The 11,540-nt window shown below is 58.8% G+C and carries 7 protein-coding genes; all 7 read left to right on the forward strand.

The window, feature by feature from the left end:
• Positions 1-378 precede the first annotated feature (378 nt).
• Positions 379-3,783, forward strand: coding sequence for a type I restriction-modification system endonuclease (gene hsdR, locus N4G42_RS23945; RefSeq protein WP_260668951.1), 3,405 nt, complete (start codon positions 379-381; stop codon positions 3,781-3,783).
• Between the two features lie 24 nt (positions 3,784-3,807).
• Positions 3,808-5,391 carry a type I restriction-modification system subunit M gene (locus tag N4G42_RS23950; protein ID WP_260668952.1) on the forward strand — a complete coding sequence of 528 codons (1,584 nt, stop codon included), beginning with the start codon at positions 3,808-3,810 and terminating at the stop codon, positions 5,389-5,391.
• A complete protein-coding gene (locus N4G42_RS23955; protein ID WP_108497603.1) occupies positions 5,388-6,461 on the forward strand; it encodes a YhcG family protein in 1,074 nt (357 codons plus the stop codon). Before N4G42_RS23950 ends, N4G42_RS23955 begins: the two co-directional genes overlap by 4 nt.
• A complete protein-coding gene (locus N4G42_RS23960) occupies positions 6,454-8,052 on the forward strand; it encodes a restriction endonuclease subunit S (RefSeq protein ID WP_260668953.1) in 1,599 nt (532 codons plus the stop codon). Before N4G42_RS23955 ends, N4G42_RS23960 begins: the two co-directional genes overlap by 8 nt.
• Positions 8,039-9,616 carry an AAA family ATPase gene (locus tag N4G42_RS23965; protein ID WP_260668954.1) on the forward strand — a complete coding sequence of 526 codons (1,578 nt, stop codon included), beginning with the start codon at positions 8,039-8,041 and terminating at the stop codon, positions 9,614-9,616. Before N4G42_RS23960 ends, N4G42_RS23965 begins: the two co-directional genes overlap by 14 nt.
• Complete coding sequence (locus N4G42_RS23970) at positions 9,613-10,449, forward strand: hypothetical protein (protein WP_146191421.1); 837 nt, start codon at positions 9,613-9,615, stop codon at positions 10,447-10,449. The genes N4G42_RS23965 and N4G42_RS23970 overlap by 4 nt, the downstream gene beginning before the upstream one ends.
• 85 nt (positions 10,450-10,534) lie before the next feature.
• Positions 10,535-11,539 (forward strand): DUF5655 domain-containing protein, encoded by a 1,005-nt coding sequence (locus N4G42_RS23975; protein ID WP_260668955.1) that lies wholly within the window; start codon positions 10,535-10,537, stop codon positions 11,537-11,539.
• Position 11,540 lies beyond the last annotated feature (1 nt).

Below are 11,540 nucleotides of genomic sequence, written 5' to 3' on the forward strand. Positions count from 1 at the left end.
GGCTTTGGTATTCAAAGGTTGCTCCATGCCTGATCACCACCTACAGTGCATTAACAAATGCACACATGCTTGAGCATGCGGGCGAAACCGACGAAAAATCCGGGAGGCAACAGACGGCATGGCGACATTGATACCAGCACTGGGCACATGCGTGTCGCGCACGACAGGTGGCGAGCGACGTATGGCAGAGAGGGCGAAGTGGTGTTTGCCTGGAGCTACGGCGTGGTGCTGTTGTGTGCGGCGGCTACCAGAGCGACACAGAGGTTGGTTCTGGCGCGCAACGTAATACCGGGGCAGTAGACGATTTCTCAATTACCCTCTTTGGTGAAAATCGGCCTTGGCGCGCGTAGCGCGAAGTTGCCACTGACCCCAGCACCTATGCCTCAAAGTATTCAATCCAACTTCGACATGCTGCACCCCTACGAGGAGCAGTTGTGGCGCTTAGGTGCTTTGGCTGAGCGGTACTTTGCAGAAGACCCCAACACCAGCTTGCTCAAGCTCAGGCAATTCTCAGAAATCTTGGCGCAATCTCTGGCCGCCCGAGTGGGTCTGTTGACGAACCCCGCCGAAACCCAGTACGAACTGATCCGGCGCCTGAACAACGAAGGCGCGTTGCCCAGAGAGGTCAAGCAGGTCTTCGACCAAATCCGCATCAACGGCAACGCAGCAAACCATGCACTGGCAGGCAACCATGCAGGAGCCCTGTCCACGCTCAAGCTGTGCTGGCAGCTTGCGCTGTGGTTCCACCGCACGTTCAAAGATGCCAACCACCGCTCAGGTCCTTTTGTTCCCCCCCAGCCCCCCGTCAACGAAGCCGCAGAACTGCAAGCCGAACTGGCGCGCCTGAAGCAGGCGGTCGCTAGCTACCAGGCCCAAAACGAGCAAACGGGTGCAGAGCTTGCGCAGACCCGAACACAGCTGTCGTCGTTGAGTGAAGAGCGTGCCGTTTGGGAGCAGTTGGCCACAGAGGCAGATGCGGCAAAAGCGCGCTTGGCAGACCAACTTTCTGCCCTGCAAGCCGCCGCTGTGGCTGCGCCCGCAACGCAATACGCGTCTTTGCTGCAGTCCGCCAACGCGGCTGCCACCAAAGTCCAGCTGGACGAGGCCGAAACCCGCCGCATCATCGACGCCCAACTGTGCCAAGCAGGTTGGGAGGCCGACAGCGACACGCTGCGTTACAGCAAAGGGGCTCGGCCCGTTCGTGGCCGCAATCTGGCCATTGCCGAATGGCCGTGTGATGGCTACGCCGCCGACTACGTGCTTTTTCAGGGGCTCACGCCCATGGCCGTGGTCGAGGCCAAGCGGAAGAACATCGACGTGTCAGGGGCCCTGCAACAGGCCAAGCGCTACAGCCGCACCTTCACGGCGGGCGCAGAGGTATATCTTCACGATCGCAACTGGGGTGCTCAGTCTGAATACCGCATTCCATTCGTTTTCTCTGCCAACGGGCGCCCCTACTTGCGCCAGTTGTCTACCAAAAGCGGCATCTGGTTCTGCGACTTGCGCCACCCCGAAAACCGCAGCCGAGCGCTGGATGGCTGGTACAGCCCCGATGGGCTCAAACACTTGCTCGCGGCAGATGAGGTCAAAGCCCACCAGCAGCTGGACAACGCCGAGTTCAACTTCGGCTTTCCGCTGCGCCTGTATCAGCAAAAAGCCATCCGCGAGACCGAGAAACGCATCAGCCAGGGCCAGCGCGACATCCTGTTGGCCATGGCCACCGGCACTGGCAAAACCAAAACCTGCATTGCGCTCATCTACCGCCTGCTCAAAGCGCAGCGCTTCAAGCGCATCCTGTTTTTGGTAGACAGGTCGGCATTGGGCGAGCAAGCGGCCAACGCGTTCAAAGACACCCGCATGGAGCGGCTGCAAACCTTTGCCGAAGCCTTCGGCATCAAAACGCTAGATGCCCAAGCGCCAGACGCTGATACCTCCGTCCACATTGCCACTGTGCAGGGCATGATGCGGCGCGTGCTGTTTCCTGCCGATGGCGTGGCACCACCTACGGTAGACCAATACGACTGCGTGGTGATCGACGAATGCCATCGCGGCTACACGCTGGATCGCGAGCTGTCCGACACCGAACTCAGCTTTCGCGGCTTTGAAGACTACATCTCCAAGTACCGCCGGGTGCTCGACTACTTTGATGCCGTCAAGATTGGCCTGACCGCCACCCCCGCCCTGCACACCACCGAGATCTTTGGTGCCCCGGTGTTCACCTACAGCTACCGCGAGGCCGTGGTGGATGGCTTCCTGGTGGACTACGAACCGCCCATTCAGATCTACACCGAGCTTTCTAAAGGCGGCATGCACTGGAAGGCGGGCGAAGAGGTCAAGGTCTACGACGCGCAGCGCAACCAGATCGAGCTTTTCAAAGCCCCCGACGCCATCGACCTCAACGTCGAAGACTTCAACCGCAAGGTCATCACCCGATCTTTCAATGAGGTGGTGTGCAATCACCTCGCCCAAGAGATCGACCCCACGGGCAAGCGCAAAACCCTCATCTTCTGCGTCAACACCGACCACGCCGACTTGGTGGTGGATGTGCTGAAAGCCGCTTTTGAAGTCCAGTACGGCAGCGTAGAGGACGACGCCGTCATCAAAATTACCGGCAATGCCGACAAGCCGCTGGAGCTGATTCGCCGCTTCAAAAACGAACGCCTGCCCAATGTGGCCGTGACGGTGGACCTGCTCACCACCGGGATAGACGTGCCTGAAATCTGCAACCTGGTCTTCCTGCGCCAGGTCAACAGCCGCATCTTGTTTGACCAGATGCTGGGCCGCGCTACCCGCCTGTGCGACTTTGACGGCGACCCCAAAGACAGCTTCCGCGTGTTTGACGCTGTGCGTATTTTTGAAACCATCGGCAACATGACCGCCATGCGCCCCGTGGTGGTCAACCTCAGCATCAGCTTTGCGCAGTTGGAGCAAGAAATGGTGGCCGTGCAAGACCCTGCTGCCCGCGAGCTGGTGCGCGAACAGTTCCTGGCCAAGCTGCAAGTCAAAAAGCGCCACCTCGACGCTGAGGCCACGCAAGACTTTGAAACCAAGGCAGGCATGACGCCCGATGCCTTCATCCAAAAGCTGCGCACCCTGTCGGTGGACGAAATCGCCAACTGGTTCATTAAAAACCCCCAGCTCGGCGAAATACTCGACCGCAAGCGCGAAGGGCGTGGAGAGCCTGTTTTTGTCTCCGACCACCCCGATGCCCTCGCAGGCATCGAGCGCGGCTACGGTACCGCCCGCAAACCCGAAGACTATTTGAAAGAGTTCAAAGACTTCATCACCAGCCACGGTAACGAGCTGCCCGCACTTATCACCGTGCTGACCCGTCCGCGCGACCTCACGCGCAAGCAGCTCAAAGAGCTGGTGCTGGCGCTGGACCAAGCCGGGTTTACCGAAACGCGCCTGGCCACCGCCTGGCGCGAGCTGAGCAACCAGGACATTGCCGCCCGCATCATTGGCTACATTCGCCAGGCTGCCATGGGCGACGCCCTGCTGCCTTATGCCGAGCGCGTGGACCACGCCCTGCAAGACCTGCTGGCCAAACCCTTGGCGGGCAAACCCTGGACGCAACCCCAGCGCGACTGGCTCAAACGCATAGCCGCGCAAACCAAAGCCAATATGTTGGTAGACCGCGAAGCGCTGGACGACCCAGACCTTATATTCAAGCGCGACGGCGGCGGCTTTGCCCGCCTGGACAAACTCTTCAACGGCCAGCTCCAGCCCGTGCTGGAAGCCTTTAACGACGCACTGTGGGCGGACGACCAAAAGTCCGCCTGACCGCTTTTCCCCGCATCCCCTTACATGACTGCAATCAACCCTGCGGCGTCAGACATCGTCGCCAAGCTCTGGAACCTGTGCAACCTGCTGCGCGACGACGGAGTGACCTACCACCAGTACGTGAGCGAGCTCACCTACCTGCTGTTCTTGCGCATGATGCAAGAGACCGGCCAGGAAGACGGCCTGGTCATCTACAAGTCGCCCAAGAAAGGCGAGCCCGCTGAAAGAATGGAAGGCACCCGCTGGGCCGACCTGATGGCCGCGTCGGCACCCGACCGGCTGGACATGTACAAAGAACTGCTGTTGGACTACGGCCTGCACGGCCGGGGCAGCGTGCAGCAGATTTACGCCAACGCCAGCACCTTCATCACCAAGCCGGCCACGCTGTCCAAGCTGGTGGTAGAGATCGACAAGCTCGACTGGTACAGCGTGCAGCGCGACGACCTGGGCGACCTGTACGAAGGCCTGCTGGAGCGCAACGCCAGCGAAAAGAAAAGCGGCGCAGGCCAGTACTTCACCCCCCGCGACTTGATCGACAGCATCGTGGCCGTGATGCAGCCCACGCTGGACGATGTGATCCAAGACCCCGCCTCAGGCACCGGCGGCTTCTTGATTGCCGCCAACAACTACCTGCGCGACAAGTACCCGGTGGATGACCGCACCGAGGCCCAGCAGCGCAAGTATCGCCACAGCACCTTTTACGGCATGGAGCTGGTGCAAGACACCCACCGCCTGGCCCTCATGAACATGCTGCTGCACGGCATTGAAGGCGGCATACAGTTTGGCGACACCCTGGGCGAAGAAGGCACCCGCCTGCCGCAGGCCACGCTCAACCTCAGCAACCCGCCCTTTGGCACCAAAAAAGGCGGCGGCCTGCCCACCCGCACCGACTTCACCTACCCCACCACCAACAAGCAGTTCTGCTTTTTGCAGCACATCTACCGCAACCTGGCCCCCGGTGGCCGCGCTGCCGTGGTGCTGCCCGACAACGTGCTGTTTGAAAGCAACGTGGGCGCAGACATACGCCGCGACCTGATGGACAAGTGCAACCTGCACACCATACTGCGCCTGCCCACCGGCATCTTCTACGCGCAAGGCGTCAAAACCAACGTGTTGTTCTTCACCCGTGGCACCATCGACAAAGGCAACACCAAAGAAGTGTGGGTGTACGACATGCGCGCCAACATGCCCCAGTTTGGCAAGCGCACCCCCTTCACCCGCGAGTATTTCCGCACCAAGCCCGATGCCCCTGCCAGTGTGCCCCGCGACAAGTTTGAAGACGTGTTTGGCAACGACCCCTGCGGCGGCCCCGCAGCCCTGGCGCAGCGTGTGGACACGGGCGAAGCAGGCCGCTGGCGCAAGTTCACCCGCGAGCAAATCAAGGCCCGTAACGATAACCTGGACATCAGCTGGATCAAGGACGACAACGCGGAAGCCGCAGACGCCCGGCGTGACGAACCCGCGCTGGTGGCACGCATGGTGATGCGCGAGCTGAGCGGTGCCATGGCCGACCTGCGCAGCCTGCTGGAAGAGTTGGGCGAAGACCCCGACGCTTCGTTGGAAGACCTGCTGGCCGACGACACCACGGCAGACGAGGCCCAGCCATGAGCCAACTGGTTTCCGCAGCGGGAGCAGACGGCCTGCCCACCAACTTGCACGCCGAACTGCGCACCCTCATCGCCAGCAGCCGCCAGCGCTTGGCCGGCGCGGTGAATGCCGAACTCACCCGCCTGTACTGGGCGGTGGGCCAACGCTTGGCCTCCGAAGTGCTGGGCGGCGAACGTGCCCAGTACGGTAGCCAACTGCTGGAGCAACTGGGCCAACAGCTCTCGCAAGAGTTTGGCCGGGGGTTTGAAGCCCGCAACCTGCGCCGCATGGTCAAGTTTGCGCAGGCTTTCCCCAGTGCAGGGATTGTGTCGACACTGTCGACCAAATTGAGCTGGAGCCACATGGTCGCCATCGTTGCGCTCAAAAACCCGCAAGCCCGCCAGTTTTACGCCCAGCAAGCCGCGCAAGACCGCTGGAGCGTGCGCGAGCTGACCCACCAGATTGAGCGCAAGGCGTTTGAACGCACCGAGCTGGCTGCACTGCAAGCCCCTCCCCCCGTTCAGGCGGAGCCTGTCGAAGCCCTGGGCACCAGCCCCGCCCAAGTCTTCAAAGACCCGTATTTCCTCGACTTTCTGGGCCTGCGCCAGGGCCATGACGAGGCGGACCTGGAAGCCGCCATCCTGCGCCAGCTCGAAGCCTTCATCCTTGAGCTGGGCCGGGGCTTTGCGTTTGTGGAGCGGCAAAAGCGCATGGTCATCGACGGCGAGGACTTTTACCTGGACCTGCTTTTCTATCACCGCCGCCTGCGTCGCCTCGTGGCCATCGAGCTGAAGCTAGGCCGCTTCAAGGCCGCGCACAAAGGCCAGATGGAGCTGTATTTGAAATGGCTGGACCGGCACGAACGCCAGAGCGGGGAGGAAGCCCCCATCGGCCTCATCCTGTGCGCCGAATCCAGCCGTGAACAGGTGGAGCTGCTGCAAATGCACAAAGACGGCATCACCGTGGCCGAATACTGGACCGAGCTGCCACCCAAGGCCGAGCTGGAACAACACTTGCACCTAGCCTTGCTAGAAGCGCGCGAGCGGCTGGCGCGGCGGGGGGTGTTGTTGGGAGGAGGCGAGGATGAGTGATTTACCTGAGAGTTGGGTCGAAGTTCCTATTGGCAGTGTTGCTCGAATCGTTGGAGGCGGCACGCCGCCATCCAAAGATCCGCAGAATTTTGTTGAACCCGGAAAGGGTATTCCGTGGGTGACTCCTGCTGACTTGAGCGGATATCGAAAGCAATCGATTGAGCGAGGTGCGCGTGATCTGACCGAAGCTGGTTACTCCGCTTGCGGAGCAACGCTAATGCCGCAAGGCACTGTGCTGTTTTCCAGTCGTGCACCTATCGGGTACGTCGCAATCGCAGCAAACGAAATCTCTACGAATCAAGGGTTCAAGAGCTTTGTATTGCCGCCAGAAGTTGATGCTCGGTATACCTATTACCAGCTCAAGTGGTTGAAGCCTGAGGCAGAAGCCATTGCGACAGGAACAACATTCAAGGAGTTGTCGGGCGCCGCCACGGCAACGCTGCCTTTCAAGCTTGCTCCCGCCGCCGAGCAAACCCGCATCGCCAACCAACTCGACACCCTGCTCACCCGCATCCAGTCCTGCAACGACCGCTTCGATACCATCCCCGCCTTAGTCAAGCGGTTTCGGCAGGCGGTGTTGGATGCAGCAGTATCTGGTTCGCTGACGCATCCATGGAAAACAGCACGCAATGCAGCAGATTGGTCAACGACAACTGTTTCGTCGATCTGTCAAAAGCATCGAGTCATAACTTATGGTGTTGTGAAGCTGGGGGAGGAAGTGCCAAATGGCACCCCGTGTCTTCGAACAAGCAATGTTCGTTGGCTTCGCTTTGAGCTAGACGGTATGAAGCGAATTGCTCCGACTTTGTCCGCTGAATATTCCAGAACGATCCTGCGTGGCGGTGAAGTCCTTGTGAATGTGCGTGGCACGCTTGGGGGTGTTGCAGTCGCTGGACACGAAATGTTGGGATGGAACATCTCAAGAGAGGTCGCTGTTCTTCCTGTCGAGCAAAGTATTGTTGATCCTCGCTTCGCGGCGTATTGGGTTGCCTCCGATGCAAGTCAGAAATGGCTTGCGGGCATGGAAAAAGGGATTACTTATGTTGGCATCAATATCGAGGACCTCAGAAATCTACCTATTCGGCTTCCGTCATTGCCAGAGCAGGCCGAAATCGTCCGCCGCGTAGAAGCCCTGTTCACCCTGGCCGACCGCATCGAGGCACGCGCTACCGTAGCCCGAACCCAAGCCCAACGACTAACCCCGCTGGTGCTGGCAAAAGCCTTTCGCGGTGAATTGGCACTGCAAGACCCGGCAGACGCGCCCGCCAGTGTGCTGCTTGAACGCATCGCTTCGCAGCGCACTGCGCCAATTGCAAAGAAACAATCAAAGACCACTCGCCAAGTTCGCGCCTCTCGCGCCCCCAAGGAAGCCGCAGCCGTGACCAAAAGCCGCCAAGACGAAGACGTAAAAGGCAAGCCCTACCTTGCAGACCACCTGCGCCGCTTGGGTTCGCCCACTACCGCAGAGGCGCTGTTCAAAGCGTCCGAGCTGCCAATAGCCGACTTCTACAAGCAATTGGCCTGGGAGGTAGCGCAAGGCCATATTGCAGATGGTGGCACCACCTTGGAGGCACACCATGCGGTTGGATAAGGTTTATATCGACGGCTTCAAGAATTTGAAGCAGTTGGAGGTGGACTTTGACGAGACCAAGCTCACCACAGTGCTAATTGGCCAAAACGGGGCAGGGAAGTCCAACCTGATTGAAGCCATCACACAGGTTTTTCGCTGGGTGGATTTGCGCAAGCATGAGCCTCGCTTTCACTATCGAGTGGACTACCGAATCAGCGACGCCAGGGTCACCCTGTCTAACGTCCCTAAAGAGCCTGCCATCAAGGTGGATGGCAAGGAGGTAAAGCGCACCGAGTTTGAAAAGCGCAAGACAGACTGGTTTCCGGACTTGGTGTTTGGCTACTACTCGGGCGGAAGTCGGCGACTGGAGTCACTGTTTGATGATCACCAAAAGCGCTACTACGACGCGATTAAGTTGGAGGAAAACATAGCGGCGTTTACTCAGGCGCAGGGTGAACGGCGTCTGTTTTATTGCCGCCCAATTCACGGTGTGATGGCGTTGATGGCGTTGTTCGCGTTTCCGGATAAAAAGGTCAGTGCAGAGTTGTCTGGAAAACTAGGTATCACGGGCTTCCACTCCTTGTTAGCGCTTTTTCGAGAGCCATGGTTCGCGAAAACTAAAAAGGCTGCTGAGCGCGTGCCTTCAAATTTTTGGGGCGCTGGCGGCCCCGCGGGTCGTACAGCGCGCGAGTTCCAAACGGTGGCCTTTTTTCCGATGGCGCTGGATGGCAATGTGATCGATGACTACCGTGATAAGCGACAAAGCGAGTCACAGTACGCGGCTTTTTTACCAAGTCTCAGTAAGTTGAGGCAGTTTGCAAAGCAGTTCAAAAGCGAGCGGGAAATGTTTTACGCCCTGGAGGCGATGGACATTTCGGGTTTGATACGGGAGATGTTGGTATGGGTAACGCGCGATAACGACAGCAGCGGTGACGTTGGCTTTGCGGACCTGTCTGACGGAGAACGGCAGTTATTGATGGTGCTGGGCCTCATTCGCGTATCGCGCGGCAAAAGAGCACTCTTCTTGTTGGATGAACCGGATACCCATCTCAATCCACATTGGCAGCACAGCTATCTCAAATTGATTGATGACTGGACTGACATTGCGGCCGATTCGGACAAGTGCCATATTATTTTGACCTCGCATAACCCGTTGACGATTTCCGCGCTTACGCGGGATGAGGTGCGGGTGATCACGCAGGTTGCGGACGGGCAGGTAAAGGCTTCAGCGCCATATGCAAATCCGAAAGGCATGGGATTCACCGCCACGCTGACCGAGATCTTCGGTATGCCCACTAGCTTGGATATTGATACTCAACGCTTGATAGACGAACGCAACGCACTTGCTCAGAGGGCCGACAAGTCTGACAAAGATGAGCAAAGGTTGATTGAGCTGAATGACGATCTGGCGCGACGTGGGTTCTTGTATGAGGATCGTGAGCCGTTGTACCAAGACTTTCTGCGGGCCTGGCATGACGTGCGGTATGCAGATCAGCCTCCCTTAACCCCTGAAGAAATCCAACAGCGGCATGCGAGTATGAAAGCGCTCATCAAAAAGCTAAGCGGGGAAAGGGCTGAGTCTTGATCTACGTGAAGTGCGATCCAAAATTGATCCCCAAAAAAGTCCTTGACGTAGCAGCCAGGGCGCAAGCAGATTTAGAGGCAAAACCCGAGGCAGAACGTAAGGCCTTCATTGAAAAGAAGGGGCATGTCTGGCGCGCCTTTGGTCGCTATTTGGCCAAGATGTCATACGGCAAGTGCTGGTACTCTGAAAGCAATGACCCTCAGTCATTTTTTGATGTCGATCATTTCAGACCCAAAAAGGCTGCTAAGCGAACCGATACCGACGAGGACGATGGCTACCCTTGGCTGGCGTTCTCAGTCGAGAATTTTCGTTATTCAGCAGGCCGATCAAATCGGTTGAGCACAGACGAGACCACTGAAGAAACAGTTGGAAAAGGAAGCTGGTTCCCTCTGCTAGATGGTAGCCCACGCGCAGTTTGGGATGACAGGTGCTTAAACAATGAACGCCCTGTACTGCTTGACCCAACCGTCAGAAGTGATGTCGCGCTGATCGATATCGATCCTGATGATGGCCGAGCAATTCCCAGCCAAACCTGTATTGGCCCAAAAAAGCAGCTGCGGGCGAGCAAGTCCATCGAGCTTTATGGCCTCAATTTGGGTAATTTGATTTCTGCGAGAAAGCGGGTGATGCGCGACGTGGAGAACCACTACAAAAATTTGATGGACATCGTCAGTGCTGCTACAGATATGGCGGCGGTGGAAAGGCTCCAAGAGCAAATGCTTGAGGCGACTGCCGCTAGCGCCCCATACGCACGCGCAGCCAGAGCAAAAATGTTCTCGATGAACGCGGGTGCGTTTTGTGCCCAGCCTGAGGACTTTGGCAATGTGGCGTGAAACACCGGCTATCGATTGCCGCACTGGTTGGATTGCCGGCTACCTGACGCTTGGTGCAGAGCAGTCGCACTGCGAGAAGTGAGCCATGAGCGACATCAAACTCTTCCGCCTCACCAGCGGCACCGCCACTGAACTGCAAGGCAGCGCCTCCGATCTGGAAAAGCCCCTGCAGACGCTGATCGAAGCCAACCTGCAGCCCTTGCTCAACATCCGCTTTATCGCCACAGAGCATTCCACCGGCAAAACGCACGGCGGGCGCATCGATTCGCTGGGCCTGGACGAAAACAATTGCCCCGTGATCCTGGAATACAAGCGGTCGGTGGGCGAGAACGTCATCAACCAGGGCCTGTTCTACCTGGACTGGCTGCTGGACCACAAGGCCGAATTCAAGTTGCTGGTGCTGGACAAGCTGGGGGCCGTTGCCGCAGACGCCATTGACTGGAGCGCACCCCGCGTGGTGTGCATTGCGGCGGACTTCACCAAGTACGATGGCCACGCGGTGCAACAGATCGGCCGCAATATCGAGCTGATTCGCTACCGGCAGTTTGGGGGCGACTTGCTGTTGCTGGAATCGGTCAACGCGGGCAGCGATGCAGGCAGCAAGCCCACCCCGGCCAAACCGCCCAAGGCCACGCCCAGCAAGCCCGATATGGCGGCTACGGTGGCGGCCACGGCGGTGCCTGCTGCGGCCGACCCCATCGGCACCAAAGGCACGGGGCCAGACAAGTCGTTTGCCGAGCTGCTGGTGAATTTGCCAGAGCCCATGCAGTTGCTGCTGGCTTCGCTAGAGGGCTACACGCTATCGCTGGGCGACGATGTGCAGCGCAAAGAGCTGCGCTTGTACCTGGCCTTCAAGCGCCTCAAGAACTTTGCCACGGTGGTGCTGCACCGCAAAAACTGCCTGGTGCTGTACCTGCATGTAGACCCCGCCACCGCCTTGCCGGTGCTGCCCAACGCGCGCGACGTGACGAACATCGGGCACTGGGGCACGGGCAACCTGGAAGTGACGCTCTCGACCCAGACTGATCTGGACGCGGCGAAGCCGTTCATCATGGCGGCGTACGAGGGGCGGGGTACCTTAGGAAGCTGAA

It is taken from the genome of Acidovorax sp. K2F, from assembly GCF_025246485.1.
Classification (GTDB): domain Bacteria; phylum Pseudomonadota; class Gammaproteobacteria; order Burkholderiales; family Burkholderiaceae_C; genus Acidovorax; species Acidovorax delafieldii.